Annotated in this window: 18 protein-coding genes; 3 read left to right on the forward strand and 15 right to left on the reverse strand. The window is 66.5% G+C overall.

From position 1 onward, the window contains the following. Window positions 1-99 precede the first annotated feature (99 nt). From P6U24_RS11895 to P6U24_RS11915, 5 genes are all read right to left on the reverse strand, one after another. Window positions 100-360, reverse strand: a complete 261-nt coding sequence (locus P6U24_RS11895) for a DUF3551 domain-containing protein (protein WP_407159307.1) — start codon at window positions 358-360, stop codon at window positions 100-102. Between the two features lie 210 nt (window positions 361-570). After that, entirely contained in the window at window positions 571-1,203 is a 633-nt protein-coding gene (locus P6U24_RS11900; protein ID WP_407159308.1) for a PQQ-binding-like beta-propeller repeat protein, read from the reverse strand. Window positions 1,204-1,446: 243 nt separating this feature from the next. Further along, the gene (locus P6U24_RS11905) at window positions 1,447-2,667 is read right to left on the reverse strand and encodes a helix-turn-helix domain-containing protein (RefSeq protein ID WP_407159309.1); all 1,221 of its coding nucleotides are present in this window, start codon (window positions 2,665-2,667) and stop codon (window positions 1,447-1,449) included. Window positions 2,668-2,750: 83 nt separating this feature from the next. Beyond that, window positions 2,751-4,244: a helicase HerA domain-containing protein gene (locus tag P6U24_RS11910; protein ID WP_407159310.1), complete on the reverse strand. Its 1,494-nt coding sequence runs from the start codon at window positions 4,242-4,244 to the stop codon at window positions 2,751-2,753. Between the two features lie 127 nt (window positions 4,245-4,371). Beyond that, entirely contained in the window at window positions 4,372-4,842 is a 471-nt protein-coding gene (locus P6U24_RS11915) for a hypothetical protein (protein ID WP_407159311.1), read from the reverse strand. Between the two features lie 727 nt (window positions 4,843-5,569). Between P6U24_RS11915 and P6U24_RS11920 the strand changes: the two genes are divergently transcribed. Beyond that, on the forward strand, window positions 5,570-7,114 hold the full coding sequence (locus P6U24_RS11920) for an aldehyde dehydrogenase family protein (RefSeq protein WP_407159312.1): 1,545 nt from the start codon (window positions 5,570-5,572) through the stop codon (window positions 7,112-7,114). A 108-nt stretch (window positions 7,115-7,222) separates the two neighbouring features. Next, window positions 7,223-7,420, forward strand: coding sequence for a DUF3606 domain-containing protein (locus P6U24_RS11925; RefSeq protein WP_407159313.1), 198 nt, complete (start codon window positions 7,223-7,225; stop codon window positions 7,418-7,420). 20 nt (window positions 7,421-7,440) lie between these two features. Here the strand turns inward: P6U24_RS11925 and P6U24_RS11930 are convergent, their stop codons facing one another. Both P6U24_RS11930 and P6U24_RS11935 read right to left on the reverse strand, forming a co-directional pair. Continuing rightward, entirely contained in the window at window positions 7,441-7,632 is a 192-nt protein-coding gene (locus P6U24_RS11930; RefSeq protein WP_407159314.1) for a hypothetical protein, read from the reverse strand. A gap of 117 nt (window positions 7,633-7,749) precedes the next feature. Then, window positions 7,750-8,019: a hypothetical protein gene (locus tag P6U24_RS11935; RefSeq protein ID WP_407159315.1), complete on the reverse strand. Its 270-nt coding sequence runs from the start codon at window positions 8,017-8,019 to the stop codon at window positions 7,750-7,752. 185 nt (window positions 8,020-8,204) lie between these two features. Here P6U24_RS11935 and pncA point away from each other — a divergent pair, with 185 nt between their 5' ends. Next, window positions 8,205-8,831 (forward strand): bifunctional nicotinamidase/pyrazinamidase, encoded by a 627-nt coding sequence (gene pncA, locus P6U24_RS11940; RefSeq protein WP_407159316.1) that lies wholly within the window; start codon window positions 8,205-8,207, stop codon window positions 8,829-8,831. Window positions 8,832-8,836: 5 nt separating this feature from the next. Here the strand turns inward: pncA and P6U24_RS11945 are convergent, their stop codons facing one another. The 8 genes from P6U24_RS11945 to P6U24_RS11980 are packed head-to-tail and all read right to left on the reverse strand — an operon-like array spanning window position 8,837 to window position 16,893. After that, a complete protein-coding gene (locus P6U24_RS11945; protein WP_407159317.1) occupies window positions 8,837-10,390 on the reverse strand; it encodes a hydantoinase/oxoprolinase N-terminal domain-containing protein in 1,554 nt (517 codons plus the stop codon). A gap of 3 nt (window positions 10,391-10,393) precedes the next feature. After that, window positions 10,394-11,488 (reverse strand): DUF917 domain-containing protein, encoded by a 1,095-nt coding sequence (locus P6U24_RS11950; RefSeq protein ID WP_407159318.1) that lies wholly within the window; start codon window positions 11,486-11,488, stop codon window positions 10,394-10,396. Beyond that, complete coding sequence (locus tag P6U24_RS11955; protein ID WP_407159319.1) at window positions 11,485-12,171, reverse strand: AroM family protein; 687 nt, start codon at window positions 12,169-12,171, stop codon at window positions 11,485-11,487. Before P6U24_RS11955 ends, P6U24_RS11950 begins: the two co-directional genes overlap by 4 nt. Before the next feature lie 7 nt (window positions 12,172-12,178). Beyond that, window positions 12,179-13,267, reverse strand: coding sequence for an ABC transporter ATP-binding protein (locus P6U24_RS11960; RefSeq protein WP_407159320.1), 1,089 nt, complete (start codon window positions 13,265-13,267; stop codon window positions 12,179-12,181). Next, window positions 13,264-14,325 (reverse strand): extracellular solute-binding protein, encoded by a 1,062-nt coding sequence (locus P6U24_RS11965; RefSeq protein ID WP_407159321.1) that lies wholly within the window; start codon window positions 14,323-14,325, stop codon window positions 13,264-13,266. The genes P6U24_RS11960 and P6U24_RS11965 overlap by 4 nt, the downstream gene beginning before the upstream one ends. 15 nt (window positions 14,326-14,340) lie before the next feature. Beyond that, window positions 14,341-15,228 carry an ABC transporter permease gene (locus P6U24_RS11970; RefSeq protein WP_407159322.1) on the reverse strand — a complete coding sequence of 296 codons (888 nt, stop codon included), beginning with the start codon at window positions 15,226-15,228 and terminating at the stop codon, window positions 14,341-14,343. A gap of 10 nt (window positions 15,229-15,238) precedes the next feature. After that, on the reverse strand, window positions 15,239-16,114 hold the full coding sequence (locus P6U24_RS11975) for an ABC transporter permease (RefSeq protein WP_407159323.1): 876 nt from the start codon (window positions 16,112-16,114) through the stop codon (window positions 15,239-15,241). Next, entirely contained in the window at window positions 16,114-16,893 is a 780-nt protein-coding gene (locus tag P6U24_RS11980; protein WP_407159324.1) for an IclR family transcriptional regulator, read from the reverse strand. Before P6U24_RS11980 ends, P6U24_RS11975 begins: the two co-directional genes overlap by 1 nt. Between the last annotated feature and the right edge of the window lie 110 nt (window positions 16,894-17,003).

Below are 17,003 nucleotides of genomic sequence, written 5' to 3' on the forward strand. Positions count from 1 at the left end.
CGCGTCCAACCGGAGCATGATCCCGATCGGTGGAGGCCGGTGTTCCCGCGCGACAAACGTCAAAGGCGTTTGCGCGGAGATCATGCACAAAGCGCCGGGTCAGTAGCGCGGATAGGGCGCAGGGTAGCGACGATATCCGCGCTGCTGACCGTAAGCGTATCGTGGGTTGATGCCGCAATAGGCGTTGGTGCCCGACGCGCTGGCCTGGCACTGCTCATAAGTGGCGAACTGGCAGTTGCCGGGATAACCCCAGATGCGGCCCTGCAGGCAGTAGCGGCTTTCGGCTGCAGCCGGCGAAAACGCACTGAGGCCGGCGAGGAGGCAGGCGGTAGACGCGGCGGCGAGAATCAAATGGCGCATGGGGAGCTCCGAGGTTGGGTCGCCGAATGAACGCGGTCCCGATGCGGAACGTTCCTGCGATCCACCCTCTGCTGTCGTCCCGGCCAAGCGAGCGGCGCGAGCGCGAGCCGGGATCCATAGCCCTCACGCTTCGTTGCGTGAAGGCTGGAGCTCCGGCTCGCTTCAACATAGTCGCGCGTTCACGGGGCGACGCTGTTACTTCGGCCGGGCTCACCTCGGCCGGCGCACCGCGCGCACCTTGCCGCTCTTGCCGCCGCCGCAGAAGAAGCGGTCCTTGCCGTCGGACTCCAGACCCGAGACGCCGATGCCTTGTGGCATCTCCAGCCGCTCGAGCACCTCGCCGCTCTCGGGATCGATGCGCCTCAAGTCGCTCTCGTCGTTCTCCCAGGTGCCGTGCCATAGTTCGCCATCGACCCAGGTGACGCCGGTGACGAAGCGGTTGCAGGGCAGGGTGCGCAGGATCTTGCCGGTCTCGGGATCGATCTGATGGATCTTGCGCTCGCGATAGACGCCGACCCACAGCGTGCCTTCGGCCCAGGCGAGCCCGGAATCGCCGCCGTCGCCGGGCGCAGGGATGGTGGCGAGCACGCGCCCAGAGCCGGGGTCGATCTTGTGGATCTGCTTTTCTGCAATCTGAAACAGGTGCTGGCCATCGAATGCGGTGCCGGCATGCGCTGGCGTCTCGATTCGGCGGTTCAGCTTGCCGGTCCTGGGATCGAGCGCCTCGATGCTGCCGCCGGCAGCAAACCAGATCTGCTCGCCGTCAAAGGTCACCCCGCCGACTTGGTCGACGCCTGGAAACGGGCCGTATTCCCTGATGATGTCGGCTGCTGACTTTTTCATGTGGTTATCTTGCCCGATGCTGGATGCAATAACGTGCTGCTGCTGGAGCGATCTGGTGCAGCGAATTCGGTCCACCTCTCCCCATCGGGGAGAGGTCGCGCCGCTAGGCGCGGGTGAGGGGGCGCGGCTTTCTCGATGGACCGTAACCCCTCACCCGGATTGCATCTTGTGATGCAATCCGACCTCTCCGGACGGGAGAGGTGGACCTGCTGCGATGCGCCAGGCCAATCCAACTCTCGGACTCTAGTCGCTCGCGAGCGCCGCCGGGAGTAACAAGGCGGTCGTGAATCCCGGCGCCGCCGGCGTCATCCAGCGCCTTGCGCGGCCGCGGCCGAACGATTGCACGCGGCCATCGGCTGCGAGCTCGTCGAGCGCCCGCTGCACCGTGCGCTGGCTGACATCGAGCGCCAATGCCAGGCCCGAGCTCGACCAGGCCTCGCCATCGGCGAGCAGCGCCAGCATCTCGGCATGTTCTTCGTCGCGCGGCTGCGCCAGCACCACGACCTCGCGCCTCCCCCGGGGCGCCAGCACAAATCCATCGCGCGTCGCGTTGATTGCGGCGAGCGGCGCGACCTTGGCGCGCAGCCGACCGATCTCGACGCGCAGCCGCGCCCGGTGCGTCTCGTCCGCGGCCTTGGCACGAAAGGTGCGTGCCAGCAGCGTCGCCCGGCTCACGTCGCCCGGCCAGGCCTCGGCGAGCGCACGCGCGAGCGCAAACAGCACCGGGCGGGTGGCGAGCGCGACCGTATGGCGCGCATCGCGCACGACAGAGCGGCAGGCATCGACGACGATGGCCTTGGACGCCTGCAGGGCTTCGACCTCCTCGATCAGCAGCGGGCGGGTCTCGCCGCGCGCGATCAGGCGCGCCGCAGGCTGCTCCAGCGTCCGCCGCATGGTCTCGACCTCGACTGTCAGCGCCGGGATGCGCGCCTGACGCGCGGCCTCCGCCGCGCGCGCGAGCGCCGTCCGCGCCGTCCTGCTCTGCAGACGACGGATGGCAAGCCCGGCCACGACCAGCTCGTGCAGCGCGCGCGTGGCCGGCGGGAACGGCGTCGGATCGAGCATGGCGAGCTTGCCCTCGGCCTCCTCGATGCGGCCGATCAAAAGCAGACGGCGGATGTCGAGGTGGCGTGCATAGGCGGCGTTGACCACATCGCCGTGCCGCGCGAGCACCGCTTGCGCGGCGTCGAGCGCGGCCGGAGGCCAGGTGAGGTCGCGGGCGGCGAGCGCGATCTCGGCGTCGGCCACGATGCAGCGCGCGCGGGCCACCGCCTCGCCGGCACCGAAGCCGCGCGCGGCCCGCCGTAGCAGCAGCTTCGCCCGATCGAGATCGCCGAGCTGCGCCATCGCGGTGCCGCGCAGCGCCAGTGCCGGCGGATCGTCGCGCAGGGCGATCCGGTTCAGCGCGCCCAGCGGATCACCCGCTGCAAGCGCACGCGCCGCAGCCGTGATCAACGAATCCATGGCATTCCCGACACGCGTGTCACTCTCTGCTGCCGACCTGCCGTCCTACGCCATCCGGCGGTGGCAGGCCAGGATATCGCCGCTCAGCCTTGCTCGGCCGGCATCTCCTCGGCGTTGGGGTCGCCGGGGGCAGTCGCCCAAGCGAGCTCGACCAAGGTCACGATCCGCCGGCCGGCGCCGTCGAGCTGGGAGACGATCAGGCCCTGATCCTCGATATAGGTCAGCAGGCGCTGCGCTCGGCGCAGCGAATGCGAGCCATAGGCGCGTGCGATCGCTGCATCGCTCGGGCACGGCCAGCCTTCCTTGGCGGCGCGTGCGATCATCATGAACACGCCCTGCATGTCCTCGGGCAGCAGCGAGGCGCGAAGCGTGACATCTTGCCAGGCCTCGTCCTCCAGGTCGGAGCCGAGCCCGGCGCGGGCGCGCGTCAGCATGCGGCGGAATTCGGTCAGGTCAGGCACGGCGGCGCCGAGACCCTCGATCCGGCAGCGGACCACGAATTCCTGATAGAGCACGCCGACGGCGCGGAATCCGGCATCGGGCTCCGCCAGCAGGGCGCCGAGCACGCGCTCGACGCGCGCGCGCCGCTCGGCGAGTTCCTCGGCGCTCGGCGCCTGCTCGGCAGCTTCGGGACGAACCTCCAGCGCGGCGGACTTCGCCGCCATCAGCTGTTCGAGCAAATCAGGTGCCGGCCGCCGCTGCGGGCGGGTGGTGGTCTCCGGCGGCGGTGCAGCCAGGATGATGGCGCGCGCGTCTTCGAGGCTTGCTTCCGGCAGCGGCGTCAGCCGCGGCGTCGCATTGCGCGGCTTGGTCTCGGTCGGGCCGATGCGCAGACCCAGCGGCCGGCGCGACAGTGCAGGGCCCAGCGCCATGAACTGGCCACGCTCCAGATCGCGGAAGGCCTCCGCCTGGCGCCGCTCCATGCCGAGCAGATCGGCGGCGCGCGCCATGTCAATGTCCAGGAAGGTGCGGCCCATCAGGAAATTGGAGGCCTCGGCCGCGACGTTCTTGGCAAGTTTCGCGAGCCGCTGAGTGGCGATCACGCCGGCGAGGCCGCGCTTGCGGCCGCGGCACATCAGGTTGGTCATCGCGCCGAGCGAGAGCTTGCGCGCCTCGTCGGAGACCTCGCCCGCGATCGCGGGGGCGAACAATTGCGCCTCGTCGACCACCACCAGCATCGGGTACCAGTGATCCCGGCCGATCTCGAACAGCCCGTTCAAATAGGCGGCCGCGCGCCGCATCTGATTCTCGGCATCGAGCCCTTCGAGATTGAGCACTGCCGAGACGCGATGGATGCGCGCACGCTCACCCGCGACCTGCAGGGCGCGCTCGGTATGGTCCTCGGCGTCGATGACAAGGTGGCCGAATCGCTCGGCCAGGGTCACGAAGTCGCCTTCGGGATCGATGATGGCCTGCTGCACCCAGGGTGCGCTCTGTTCCAGCAGGCGCCGCAACAGATGCGATTTGCCGGAACCCGAATTGCCCTGCACCAGCAGGCGCGTCGCCAGGAGTTCCTCGAGGTCGAGCGCCGCAGGCGCGCCGGCGGTCGTCTGCCCCATCTCGATCGCAACGGTCATGTCTCGGCTCGAACGCTCCTTCGCGGGAGAGCGACTTATCAAGCCGCGCGCGGCGCGTCGAGCACGCCGCGGTGGTTGTCCCGTGTTCCACAGGCGCTCCTGAATCCTTCTTGGCGTCTCGTAACGCTCACGATTCGCCGTGATCCGAATCTTCGTCGACGTGGATGACAGAAAATATCGGCGGATGCTTCGAGATCACGTCAAGGCAGGTCCATCCGGTAATGAAACAATAGTGCTTCAGGTCCGGTATAGTGAGTTTCAGCGCCTCGGATTGTGAGCGCCAGAAATGAGCGTCGGTAACCTCATAGGCGAAATGTTCGGATTGCAGACCGACCCACTTCTCCGTTTCCTCGGTGCTGAGAGGCATCTCGTCCAACGTCCTGATAATCTCGACATCGGCGAAGCTGACGCGCAGCCGTCTGCCTGTGTCTTCAGGAATCAGGAAGTCGGCTTGCAACGCGCGGCCGTCGAGCACCAGACGCTGCAAGGTGCTCAAGGAGGTCTTCAAGGCGAGGCCGCAGTCGAGCGGACGGAAGATGGGCATGATGTCGAAACTCGCATAGCGACGCAGCGCCGGCAATCTCTTGATGTGCATCACCGGGATTGCAGCGAGCAGCCCGCATGAGCGAAGCGAGATGCGGGGATGCGGTCCCGGACCTCGCTGCGCTCATCCGGGCTCAAGCTGCTGAAAAAGCGCCTGCGCCAAAACACGAAGTTCGCTCATGTTTTCAATGCGATCTCCGTGTCCAGCCCTCGCGCGAAAAATATTCTTGCTTCTATTTTTCAGAAATCGTGCTTGTCTATCGCATCCCGCCTCAACGAGAGGGGCGTACGCGTCGTCACGATACGTGGAGTGCGGGGAGCGGTGGACGCGGGTCGCAGCGCCAGACGAGCGCAGGCGAGCGCGGACGTGAAATCGTGTGGTCCTGGTCTCCCGGTGCTGAGATCAAGCTTGCGTGCTTTGACGAGCGCGTGGGCGACGGGGGCAATCAAGCCGGTCCCCGAGGAGATCGCGTATAAGCGTTAAAACCATCGCGCAGGGAAGGCCGGGATGTTTTGGCCGAACCTGTGGTTCCTGCCCCGTGCATTCTTCACGCACGGGGGCCATGGGGCGGCAAGCTCCCGGCCTTCCCTGCACCCTCTTCGCGAAGAGGGTCATCGATCGCCAAAGCTCGGGCGAGCGAAACGCCGCGAGGCCGCGGTCCTGTGGCCGCCGAATTGTCTGCGTGATGGTCGCGCTTACACCCAATTTGATCTATGACCGCGCACGACAGGCTGCCGCCCGCATCGATAACAGCGGCGGAATCGACACTGGAGCTTTCACCATGTCCGCGATCTCAACGTCTCATCTCCCCACCGAAGCCACGAAGCTGCTGAGCGCGCTCGGCGTCGCCGCGGAGCGCCTCACCGGCGGCACGCGCGCGGCGCGCACGCCGATCACGGGCGAGGTTATCGCGCATCTGCATGACAGCACCGCGGAGGCCGCGAAGGCCGACATCGAGAAGGCGCATGCGGCATTCCTCGCCTGGCGCATGGTGCCGGCACCGAAGCGCGGCGAGCTGGTCCGGCTGCTCGGCGAGGAGCTGCGCGCGAGCAAGGCGGCGCTTGGCCGCCTGGTGTCGATCGAGGCTGGCAAGATCACCTCCGAAGGGCTGGGGGAGGTGCAGGAGATGATCGACATCTGCGACTTCGCCGTCGGTCTGTCGCGCCAGCTCTATGGGCTCACCATCGCGACCGAGCGGGCCGAGCACCGGATGATGGAGACATGGCATCCTCTGGGCGTCACCGGCATCATCTCGGCATTCAACTTTCCCGTTGCCGTGTGGGCCTGGAATGCGGCGCTGGCGCTGGTCTGCGGCAACAGCATCGTCTGGAAGCCGTCCGAGAAGACGCCGCTGACGGCACTTGCGACGCAGGCGCTCCTGGCGCGCGCGATCGAGCGCTATCGGAGCGAAGGCGGCAGCGCACCGGACGGACTATCTGCGGTGCTGATCGGCGGCCGCGAGGTCGGCGAGGTGCTGGTCGATCATCCCAAGGTGCCGCTGGTATCCGCCACCGGCTCGACCGCAATGGGCCGCGTGGTCGGCAGCCGGCTCGCCGGGCGTTTCGCGCGGGCCATCCTGGAGCTGGGCGGCAACAATGCCGCGATCGTGACGCCGTCGGCCGATCTCGATCTCACGCTGCGCGCGGTGGCGTTTGCCGCCATGGGCACTGCCGGCCAGCGCTGCACCACGCTGCGCCGCCTGTTCGTGCATGAGGAGGTTTATGGCCGTTTTGTCCCGCGGCTGCAGCAGGCCTATCAGTCGGTCGCGATTGGCAATCCGCTGGAGAGCGGCACGCTGATCGGTCCGCTGATCGATGGCCAGGCCTACGAGGCGATGCAGAAGGCGCTCGCGGCGGTGCGAGAGCAGGGCGCCAAGGTCTCGGGCGGCGAGCGCGTCAGGGTCGCCGGTTACGACGAAGCCTACTACGTGCGGCCGGCGCTGGTGGAAATCGCCACGCAGGGCGATGTGGTCGCGCAAGAGACCTTTGCGCCGATCCTCTACGTGATGCCGTATCGCGATCTTGATGCCGTGCTGGAGGCGCACAACGCAGTGCCGCAGGGCCTGTCGTCGTCGATCTTCACCAACGATCTGCGCGAGGCCGAGCTGTTTCTATCCGCGCGCGGCTCGGATTGCGGCATCGCCAATGTCAATATCGGCCCGTCCGGCGCCGAGATCGGCGGCGCGTTCGGCGGCGAGAAGGAGACCGGCGGCGGCCGCGAATCCGGCTCGGATGCGTGGAAGGCCTATATGCGCCGCGCCACTAACACCGTGAACCATGGCCGCACCTTGCCGCTGGCGCAGGGCGTCACCTTCGATATCGGGTGAGGCGAGACTTGGCATCCCGCTGCTTGCTCATTGCCGAAGATCATCGTGCCGGAACTGCTCGGCTGATTCGCGCGTTGCGCGATCAGCATGGGCCAAAGGAGGACGATGATGGCAGTCAAGAAGAAAGCACCGATTGCAAAGACCGCGCGCGGACGGAAGCAGGATCGTTCGCGTGTCGCAAGCGGACAGGACTACGAGGTGCGCTACGAGGCAAAGAAGAGCGGCCGTTCGGCCAGCGCGGTCAAGAAGGCCGTGAAGAAGGTCGGCAACAGCCGCAAGAAGGTCGAGCGCAAGCTCGGCCGCTGAGCCTGCCGGGTCCGGCAAGCCTATGGCGCCCGCTTCGGCGGGCGCAGCCAGCTCTTGGTCCAGCCGATCGCCTTCGGCGAGTGCAGCGGATCAGGCCCGTCGCAGGCCGGGCAATACAGAGCGGGCCGGGTGTCCTTCCCCTCGTGGGCGATGAGCGGTTTGCCGCAGCTCGGGCAGAGCTTCCGCTGCGGCGGTTCGATTGGTTTGGTCACGGCGAAGTCTCCCCATCAGCTCTGGAGGCTAAGGGAGCGCGACCGAACTGTGGAATCACTTATGTGAGTAATCGCCGCTCAATATTCCGAGTGGCGGATGCGCTGGCTCGGAATCGCTCAGTCCGTCTCCGCCGCGCAGTCAGGACAGGTGTCGCCAATTCCATCCAGCACGTCGGCGATCGCGGCGCCGGCCTCATCGGCGGAGAGGCCCGGCGGCGGATCGTCGCGCCCGATGCGCAATGCCCGGGAGCGGGCATCGGGATCGGCGCGATCCTGCATCCAGCCATGGTGCTCGCATTCGCGGATTGCGCCGGCCTCCATCAGCACCGCGATGGCCCAGCCTCGTACGGTGCGGATGGCATCGCGGCGCTCTCTGGTGGTCAGCATGAATAATTGCTCCGCCAAGCACGGGGAATCCGCACGGGGTACCTTCCGTTCCCGGCTGTTAGCACAGGTCAGGGATTCTGAAATGGGGGAGCTGGCACGATCGACGGTAAGGCCGCGATCCGGCTTGAGGTCGACGCACAGAGACGTCATGCTCGAATCGAGATTTCAGGCTCGGTGTGGGGGATATGATGCAGGTGCGCGCCGAAGAAGACGTGTTGCTGGTCATCGACGTGCAGAACGATTTCTGCCCGGGCGGCGCGCTGGCCGTGGCCGATGGCGACGCGGTGGTGCCGGTGATCAATCGGCTGGCGCGGCAGTTCGCCCATCTGGTGCTGACGCAGGACTGGCATCCCGCCGGCCACAGCTCGTTCGCCTCGCAACATCCGGCCGCCGCGCCATTCCAGAACATCGCTATGCCCTATGGGCCGCAGACGCTGTGGCCGGACCATTGCGTGCAGGGCACGCCGGGCGCGACGTTCCACCCCGGGCTTGTCGCCGACCGCGCGGAGCTGATCATCCGCAAGGGCTTTCGCCGCGAGATCGACTCCTATTCGGCGTTCTTCGAGAACGACCTGACAACGCCGACCGGGCTCGCCGGCTATTTGCGCGAGCGCGGCTTGGAGCGGCTGTTCCTGGTCGGCCTCGCCACCGATTTCTGCGTGCATTATTCGGCTATGGACGCACGGCGGCTCGGCTTCGAGGCGATCGTGGTCGATGCCGGCTGCCGCGCCATCGATCTTGCGGGCTCGTTGGCGGCGGCGCATGCGCAGTGGGCGGAAGCCGGCGTGCAGCGCATCGCCGACCTCGCGTAAGTGGGTCAAGCCGCCGCGTCGACCTGCGGATCGGCGATCGCGCCCGCGACCCGCACGCGCACGCGCAGCGCGTTGCCGGGCAGATAGGCGATCGGCATGTCCTCGACGTCGACCGTCTTGAGGCTGCCGCGCTCGGCGCCGGCCTGCACCGCACGCTCCTCGGCAATGCCACGCGCGGCGGCGATCGCCTCGTCGCGGGAAAGGTCACGGAAGACCTGGTCGGCCTCGCCGGAGACCTGCGCGATCGCGGCGCCCACGGCATTGGCGCAGTCGCCATGCGGCACGCGCACGATCTCGGAGATCCCGGGCAGCCGGTCGGGGACCAGGAAAGCGCCGCCGCCGACCGCGAGCAGCGGCACATCGCCGGCCTCGGTCTTCATGCGGTCGATGTCCTCCTCCAACTGGCTGTGCGCGTCCGCCAGCGCCGCGTCGATCAGGCTCTTGGGCAGATGAGCGACGCGCGACTTATCGCCGATGTCGACCAGGCCGGCCGCGACCGCGATGTCGGTCGCGGTCAGGCGACTGCCGCCGAACACCAGGGCGTCGGAGGTCAGGCGATAGCCGACGCTGAGCGGTCCGACACGCACCGGGCCTTTGTCGACATGGCTGCCGCCGCCGAGTCCGAACGACAGCAGGTCGGGCATGCGGAACAGCGTGCGCACGCCGCCGACCTCGACCACGGCATTGGCCTCGCGCGGAAAACCGTGGCGGAGCTGGCCGATGTCGGACGTGGTGCCGCCGACATCGACGACCATCGCATCATCGAGGCCGGACAGATAGGCGGCGCCCCGCATCGAATTGGTGGCGCCGGAGGCGAAGCTCATGACCGGGAAGGCGGTCGCGATCTCTGCCTGCATCACGGTGCCGTCGTTCTGGGTCAGGAACAGCGGCGCGTCGATGCCGGAATCGGCGATCGCCTTGCGGAAGGCGGCGACCGTGGTGACGGCGAGATCATGCAACGCGGCGTTCAGCAGCGCCGCATTCTCGCGCTCCAACAGGCCAATGCGCCCCAGATCGTGCGACAGGGTCACCGCGACATCCGGGCAGATCTCGGCGAGGATCTCCCGCGCCGTGGTCTCGCAGCTCGGATCGAGCGGCGAGAACGACGAGCTCACTGCGACCGAGCGCAGGCCCTTGGCCTTGATCGTGCGCGCAGCGGCTCTCAGCCCATCCGTGTCGAGCGGCATGAACGGGCGGCCGTCATAGTCATGGCCGCCTTCCAGCATGAAGATCTCGCCATTGACGAGGGCGGCGAGATCGGCCGGCCAGTCGCAGAACGGCGGCAGCGAGGCGGAGGCCGGCATGCCGATGCGGATCGCGCCGATCTTCTGCACGTGACGACGCTGCACGACGGCATTGATGAAATGCGTGGTACCGATCACGACCGCATCGACCGGCACCGCGGCCGCCGGATGAGCGCGTAGCGTCGTCAGCGCATCGAGGATGCCGGAGGTGACGTCCGCAGTGGTCGGGCATTTCACGGAATGGATGACCTTGTCGTCCGCAATGAGGACGGCGTCGGTGTTGGTGCCACCGACATCAATACCAATACGCTTCATCAATCAGGCTCCTGCGGGCGCAAACAGCGACCGGTAGTCGAGGTCATAGCCAAAGGCGCGGGGACCGACGAAAGCGAGGCCGCGTTCGCTGGTCAGGACAGATGGCGCCGGCAGCGCCACCACGGTGACGCGCTGGCCATAGCGCACGGTCTCGGTGCCGATGCCGTGACCATTGACGCTATCCAATACGCAGATCAGGTCGGGCGACATCGCGATCGCCTCCTCGTCACGCCAGGCCACGATCCATTCGTTCTGGAACGAGAGCTTCAGCCGGGTGCCGCGGTCACCATCGGTGCCTTCGATGATGGCGCTGCCACGCAGGAAGCCCTCGGTGGTGCGGCGCTCGACATCGACGATCTTGCCGGTGAAGAGCTTTTGGCCGCCTTCGCATTTGAGGATCGCCGCGATCGGATCCTCGTGGCGCCGATTGGCATCCTGCACCGCGCGGCCGATGCCGATCGCCTTGGTGGTGGTGAAGTGGATGCCCCAGTCCTTGACCTCGCGCCCCGTCCGCGGCGCCTTGCTGGTCGAGGCGATCGAGCCCATCTCGACGCAGATCTTGCGGCTGGCGCGCTCCATCCATTTCCAGCTCGGCACCTTGGTGACGACGGCTTCGATGCCGCGCGGATCGTACAGCGTGCAGGGGTAGGGACGCAGGTCGCCGATCGCGACCGATGTCATCTGCGCCTCGGGAAAGGCACGGCCCATGCAGTCGGCATCGACGACGGGAATGCCGAGATGCGCGGCCGCCATCAGCGCCTGCACGCCGTTGCCGCCGCCGATCTCGACCGACATCACCGCGCGGAATGTGATGTTGTTGACTTCCTCCTGCATCCGCACCGCGCGCGCGATGCTGCGGCTGTCGGCGAGCCGCTCCTGACCCACCAGCGGCGCGCCCATGTTGGAGACGACGGCGACCCAGTCGTCGTCGGCGAGGTCGAGCGGCGACATCAGCTGCACGCGATGGCCTTCCGCATAAAGCCGGCGCAGGTTGAGCAGGCCGAGATAGGGGCTGCCGCCGCCGCCGGTGCCGAGAATCCAGGCGCCGACCGCGAGCGCCTCGATGTCGTCGAGGCTGATGGTCCTGAGCTCGCTCACGATACGAGCTCCTCGATGACGCGGGCTGCAGCCGCGATCGACAGGATCACGGGGCCGGAAAAATGCTGGCGCACGCGCGCTTTGTTAGCGCTGGTGTAGCTCATGCAGTCGAGCACCACGAGATCCGGCTGCTTGTCCGCCATCGCGCGCGCGGCGTCGTCGACCGAGGTGTCGTCGGAGCCTGGCTGCAGCGTGATGCCGACCACCTCGACGCCCTCGCGCTGCCACTTGTTGGCGATCAGCGCGGTCTGCTCGGCAAGCGGAGAGAACACCCCGAGCCGCCCCTTCGGCAGCACGGCCTCGACCATCTTGTGCAGAACGGCGGATGGCAGGATCACCAAGCCATCGGGCGTGAGATTGGGGAATTTGCCGGTGCAGGCGAGCATCGCGACATCGATGCCGTCCTGCTTGAAGCGCGCGAGCTGCGCATTGGCGCGGCCCTCGACCGCCTTCTTGCTGATGCGGACGTTGTCGCCATTCGGGAGCAGCGTGAACAGGGCATCGGCACCATCGACCGGCGGGATGGCATCGATCTCGGCGCGGCTCATGCCGTCGAGCGCGCCGCGCAGCTCTATGCTGACGCCGGGCGAGAGCACGGCCGCGATCTCGGCTTGCATCGCGGGGCGGGGGCTCTGCCCGATCACGACGACGCCCATGCGCCTGACTTGTAGAGGCTTGTTCATTGCACGCTTAGTCCTTCAGAACAACGAGGTCCGATGGCGACCAGCCGAGTGTCACGGTACTGCCGGGCGCCTGGAGCCGGTCTGCGCCGGCATTGGGTTGCTGGGCCAGCACGTGCTGGCCGCTGTCGAGGGCGACGCGGTACAGCACGGCGCCGCCGAGGAAGTTGGTGCTTTCGATCGTGCCCTTGGCCGACGTGCCATCTGTGATGGCGGAACGAACGGCGCCCGGCGTCAGCCGGATCTTCTCGGGCCGCAGCGCGACGGAGAGCGCGGTGTTGTCGGACATCCCGAAGCCAGGCGGCAGCGCCAGCACCAGGCCATTGCCGACGGCGATGCCGGCGCCCTTGTCGAGCGTGACGCGCTGGCCGCGGAAGATATTGGTGTCGCCGATGAAGTCGGCGACGAAGCGTGTCTCCGGCTTGTCGTAGATCTCGACCGGCGTGCCGACCTGCTCGACGCGGCCGGCATTCATCACGGCGATGCGGTCGGACATCGCCAGCGCCTCTTCCTGGTCGTGGGTGACGAAGACGAGCGTCAGGCCGAGCGTCTTCTGCAACTGCTTGAGCTCGAACTGCATCTGCTGGCGCAGTTTCTTGTCGAGTGCACCGAGCGGCTCGTCGCAGAGCAGGACGCGCGGCTCGATCACGATGGCACGGGCGAGCGCGACGCGCTGCTGCTGACCACCGGAGAGTTGCGCCGGACGACGCTCGTCCATACCCGACAGTTCGACCATCGCCAGCGCCGCCTTCACCTTGGCGGCGATCGTCGCCTTGTCGATCTTGCGCATGCGCAGGCCGAAGGCGACGTTCTCTGCCACGGTGCGGTGGGGAAACAGCGCGTAATTTTGGAACACCATTGCCATGTCGCGCTTATGCGCGGGCACATGGGTGATGTCGGTGCCGTCGATGCGGATCTCGCCGGTGCTCGGCGTGTCAAAGCCGGCGATCATGCGTAAGGTCGTGGTCTTGCCGCAGCCGGACGGGCCGAGCAGCGAGAAGAACTCGCCCGGTTTGATATCCATCGCGACTGCATCAACGGCGCGGACCCCGCCGTCATAGATCTTGCTGACCTCGGCGATCTCGATCGCTGCGCTCATGCCCGGAAGATCCTGTTGACACGGCTGTCGATCGCATCCTTCTGCGCGTTGTACCACTTCCAGTCGACCTGGATCAGCTTGGCGACCTTCTCCGGCGTGGTCAGCAGCTTGGCATCATATTTGGCCTCTAACTTCACATTCTTGTTGGCCGGCGAATACCACACCGTCTCGGCCAGCCGTTTCTGCACGTCGGGGCGCAGCATGTAGTTCACGTAGGCGTTGGCGAGTTCCTTCACCTTGCTGCCGGGTGTGATGGTCAGCACCTGCTCGAGCGACAGGACGCCTTCGTGAGGGGTGATGAAATCGATCGGCTGGTTCTGGCCGTCATAGCGATAGATGCCGGAGTCATGGATCACACCGAGACAAACTTCGCCCGACAGGAACATCTTCTCCATCGCGCCGGTGAAATCGACGAGCTTGATCGGCTTCAGCTTCTCCAGCGCCGCATAGGCGGCGTCGAGATCGGTCTGCCCCTTGCCGTAAAGCGTGCCGCACATCATCAGGAAGGCTTGGCCCAGGCTGTTGACCGGGATCACATAGCCGCCGCGCACGCCGTTATATTTTGCGTCCCACAGCTCCTTCCACGAGTTGATGCCGCTGTAGCCCTTGTCGGTCCGCATGCCCAACCCAATGGCACTGGTGAAGATGCAGACGCCCACGATCTTGTCGCTGACGGCGTAGGGGTAGACGTCAGCCATGTTGGGCACGAGCTTGGGATCGATCTTGGGTTCGACCAAGCCCATCTCGACTGCGGCCCATTGCTCGTTGGAATTGGTGTGCAGCACGTCGTAGATCGGCGCCGAGCGCGAGCTCGCCTGAAGCTTCGGCAGGAATGGCAGCGCCCTGTCGGTGTTGAGCTTGCACTTGAACTCCTTTTCGAACGCCGGCCCGATCTCGGAGCTCATCACGTCGCCCCATTTGCCGCCCCAGCCGGTGACGTTGAGTACCGGCTCATCGGCCCGTGCAACATAGGGCGCGGCGATCAGGCCCGCGCCGAGGGAGGCGCCGGCGGCGAGAAGGCGGCGGCGGGAGAGATGGAGGCGCGACGAATGGGGCATATTCGGAGACTCCGTTTACAGCTTGACGGTGGTGCGCAGGCCGACGGTGCGGTCGAGCGCGATGACGACGAGAAAGGCGAGCAGGATCGAGACCACGGAGGCGGCGCCGATGGTGCCGTCGAGATCGAATTTGAGATAGTTGAACAGCGTAATCGGCAGCGTCTCGCTGTTTGGCGAGACCAAGAACAACGACACTGGAAACTGATCGAAGGAGACGATGAACGCGAAAATCCCGCCGGCCATCACGCCCGGCTTCACCAAGGGCAGCGTGACCTCGAAAAAGGTGCGGGTCGGGCTGGCGCCGAGATTCTGTGCGGCCTCTTCCAGGCGCAGGTCGAAATTGTGCAGCACCGCGAGCGTGGTGCGGACCACATAGGGAATCGTCACCAGCGTGTGGCCGGCAACCAAGCCCCAGAGCGGGCGGCCGACATCGAGCAGCACGTAGGTCTGGAACAGTGCAAGGCCGGTGAGGATCGCCGGCAGCATCAAGGGCGAGAGCATAGTCGCGAGCACGAGGCGGCTGCCCGGCAGATTGCCGCGGGCGATCGCCAGCGCGGCGGACGCGCCGAGCACGGTCGCGGCGACCGTGGTCAGCACGGCGACTTCGAGGCTGAAGGCCAGCGCATGCATGAAGTCGCGCGCCGAGAAGAATTTCTCGAACCAGCGCAGCGATATGCCGACTGGCGGGAACTGGATGAACGGTGTGGGATTGAGAGCGAACACCACCACAATCGCGATCGGCGCCAGCATGAAGGTCAGCGTAGCGATGTTCACCGCCAGATAGAGCGATCGGCCGATGCGGCGCGGCGACCGAGGCGTGTGAGCACGCGCGGCGCTCGGACGCGACGTCGCTGAGCCCGTCTCGGCCAAATGTTGCGACGAGGAGCTGGAGGTGACCGTCATCGCACCGAACTCACTGCAGCTCGCGCTGGCCGGAGACCAGACCCAGCATGTGATTATAGGCGATGACGAGCGAGAACGAAATGACGAGCAGCACCATCCCAAGCGCGGCAGCGAAGCCGATGTTGAAGTTCGCCGAGATCTGCTGATAGATCAGGATCGGCAAGGTCATGATCTGGAAGCCGCCGAGCAGGATCGGCGTGACATAGGCGCTGATCGCGAGCGCGAAGACCAGCAGCGAGCCGGCGAGGATGCCGGGCAGGCTGAGCGGCAGGGTCACCTCGACGAAGGCGCGCAGCGGGCTGGCGCCGAGATTCTCCGCTGCCTGCTCCAGCCGCTCGTCGATGCGGCCGATCACGCCGGTCAGGGTCAGCACCATGAACGGCACGTAGATGTGGACGAGGCCGACGACGATGCCTGCCTCGTTGTACATCAGCTGCAGCGGCTTGGTGACCAAGCCGAGCGAGAGCAGGATCTGGTTGATGACGCCCTTGTCCGAGAGCAGCGTCATCCACGCGAAGGTGCGCACCACGATGCCGGTCAGCATCGGCGCCAGCACGGCCATCAACAGCAGCGCGTGACCGGTGCGGCTCTTGATCCGCGCCATCCAATGCGCCAGCGGATAGCCGATCAGAAGCGCGATCAGCGTGGTCCACAGCCCGATCCGGATCGTGGTCCAGATCACCTCGAGATAATAGCTGTCGTCGATCAGGCGCTGATAGTGGCGCCCGGTGAAGGCGACATGCGGCATCACCACCGGATTGCCGGTCAGCACGCTCATCACCGCCATCAGCCCGATCGGCAGGAAGAAGAACAGGACGAACAGCAGCACACTCGGCAGGATGAACAGCGCCAGGCCGTTGATGCGGGCCGCGGTCGCGCTGTTCATCAGGATGCGGTCCCGGTGCGCAGGTCAGCTGCCTGTGCAAGCGGATCACCGGTGATCCGCCGCAGCTTGTCGGCCGTCGCGGCGAGCTCGCGGCGGACATGGGCGCGCTCGGCTTCCGTCGTGTGCACGGAATAGGAGACGGCAACGCCGACCAGCTCGCCAGTCTCGCCGCTCGCTACCGCGAAGCCTTGCGAGGCGACGCCTTCGATCGCCTCGTCGGCGGCGTCGGAGACGCCAGTGAGGCGGATCTCGTTCAGCCGCGCGATCAGCTCGGCGAAGTTCTGCGGCGAGTTGTGCGGCACTTTGGGGTATTCGACCGGCACGCGCTTGCGCACCTCCTCATCCGACAAGCGCGCCAGCATGGCACGGCCGTTCGACGTGATGATGGCCGGCGTCCGTTGCCCCGGCGGATTCACGACGCGCAACGGGTTCGAGCCCGGCACGATGCGCAGCACCACCTGCTGATAGCCGTCCAGCACCGCGATGTAGCCGGTATGGCCGGTCCGTGCGCACACTTCCCGAAGCTCACGCTCGACCAGCGCGATCAGATCGTCATGGGCGCGATGCAGGCGCCCGAGCTCGAAGGTGAGCAGGCCCGGCCGGTAGCGGCGCGTGTGCCGATCCTGCTCGAGCAGGCCGCAATCGCGCAAAGAGCGCAACAGCCGCGAGGTCGAGCTCTTCGGCTTGCCGGTGAGCGCCTGCACGTCGGCGAAGGAGAGGTCCGGTCGTGCACTGGAAAAGCAGCGCAGGATGTCGATGGCGTTGTTCAGCGCGCTCATGGTGGCCTCTTGAGTTCCAAAATACGGAACGTAGTTTCAAATTGTAAGATCAGCGAAGAGCTCCCCGCAAGGGGAAATATCCGGCACAGCCTGCCGCAGAGTTGCGCAGG

This window comes from Bradyrhizobium sp. STM 3557 (assembly GCF_045571465.1).
In the GTDB taxonomy this organism is placed as follows: domain Bacteria; phylum Pseudomonadota; class Alphaproteobacteria; order Rhizobiales; family Xanthobacteraceae; genus Bradyrhizobium.

Excerpts from the sequence above, each read along its gene's own strand:
- P6U24_RS11970 (WP_407159322.1), bottom strand. The coding sequence starts at position 15,228 with ATGACGGTCACCTCCAGCTCCTCGTCGCAACATTTGGCCGAGACGGGC.
- P6U24_RS11895 (WP_407159307.1), bottom strand. The coding sequence starts at position 360 with ATGCGCCATTTGATTCTCGCCGCCGCGTCTACCGCCTGCCTCCTCGCC.
- P6U24_RS11920 (WP_407159312.1), top strand. The coding sequence starts at position 5,570 with ATGTCCGCGATCTCAACGTCTCATCTCCCCACCGAAGCCACGAAGCTG.
- P6U24_RS11960 (WP_407159320.1), bottom strand. The coding sequence starts at position 13,267 with ATGAGCGCAGCGATCGAGATCGCCGAGGTCAGCAAGATCTATGACGGC.
- P6U24_RS11935 (WP_407159315.1), bottom strand. The coding sequence starts at position 8,019 with ATGCTGACCACCAGAGAGCGCCGCGATGCCATCCGCACCGTACGAGGC.
- P6U24_RS11925 (WP_407159313.1), top strand. The coding sequence starts at position 7,223 with ATGGCAGTCAAGAAGAAAGCACCGATTGCAAAGACCGCGCGCGGACGG.
- P6U24_RS11975 (WP_407159323.1), bottom strand. The coding sequence starts at position 16,114 with ATGAACAGCGCGACCGCGGCCCGCATCAACGGCCTGGCGCTGTTCATC.
- P6U24_RS11955 (WP_407159319.1), bottom strand. The coding sequence starts at position 12,171 with ATGAACAAGCCTCTACAAGTCAGGCGCATGGGCGTCGTCGTGATCGGG.
- P6U24_RS11910 (WP_407159310.1), bottom strand. The coding sequence starts at position 4,244 with ATGACCGTTGCGATCGAGATGGGGCAGACGACCGCCGGCGCGCCTGCG.
- P6U24_RS11900 (WP_407159308.1), bottom strand. The coding sequence starts at position 1,203 with ATGAAAAAGTCAGCAGCCGACATCATCAGGGAATACGGCCCGTTTCCA.
- P6U24_RS11965 (WP_407159321.1), bottom strand. The coding sequence starts at position 14,325 with ATGCCCCATTCGTCGCGCCTCCATCTCTCCCGCCGCCGCCTTCTCGCC.
- P6U24_RS11905 (WP_407159309.1), bottom strand. The coding sequence starts at position 2,667 with ATGGATTCGTTGATCACGGCTGCGGCGCGTGCGCTTGCAGCGGGTGAT.
- P6U24_RS11945 (WP_407159317.1), bottom strand. The coding sequence starts at position 10,390 with ATGAAGCGTATTGGTATTGATGTCGGTGGCACCAACACCGACGCCGTC.
- pncA (WP_407159316.1), top strand. The coding sequence starts at position 8,205 with ATGATGCAGGTGCGCGCCGAAGAAGACGTGTTGCTGGTCATCGACGTG.
- P6U24_RS11980 (WP_407159324.1), bottom strand. The coding sequence starts at position 16,893 with ATGAGCGCGCTGAACAACGCCATCGACATCCTGCGCTGCTTTTCCAGT.